Origin of the sequence: Mesorhizobium sp. M2E.F.Ca.ET.219.01.1.1, from assembly GCF_004016445.2 — a bacterium.
In the GTDB taxonomy this organism is placed as follows: Bacteria; Pseudomonadota; Alphaproteobacteria; order Rhizobiales; family Rhizobiaceae; genus Mesorhizobium.
This window is the reverse complement of record NZ_SADT02000136.1, coordinates 1-344: the sequence shown is the minus strand read 5'-3', so window position 1 is coordinate 344 and position 344 is coordinate 1. Positions and strand designations below refer to the sequence as shown.

The 344-nt window shown below is 65.7% G+C and carries 1 protein-coding gene; it reads right to left on the bottom strand.

What is annotated here, in order from left to right; translation table 11 throughout:
- Positions 1-344: LLM class flavin-dependent oxidoreductase (locus tag EN862_RS35255; protein ID WP_135913312.1), on the bottom strand; the 344-nt coding region annotated here is incomplete at both ends.

The window sequence follows — 344 nt, the reverse complement described above, 5'->3', positions numbered from 1 at the left end:
ATCGGCGGCAATCGTTTGCGGCGTACCGATCAACGGGTAGGTGCCAGCGCCGCCGGCGAAGCGCTGGCGGTAGCGGTCATAGGCATGCGGGTCGTGCGACTGCGAGAATTCCTTCTTGCCGGCCATATGCGCGTCGACCGCCTCGTGATCGGCCAAGTCGACGGCATAGCGCGTGTAGTAGGCCTGCGCCTCTTCCATGGTCGGGCGGCAGACGACATGGGCCACGGTGTAGACGCCGACCTCCCGGCCAACCTTGTCGGCCCGCTCGGCGATGTCGGCGACATGCTTGCCGGCGTCGGCCATTTCGGAGAAGGTCGTGAACAGATAATCGCATCTGGCGGCGG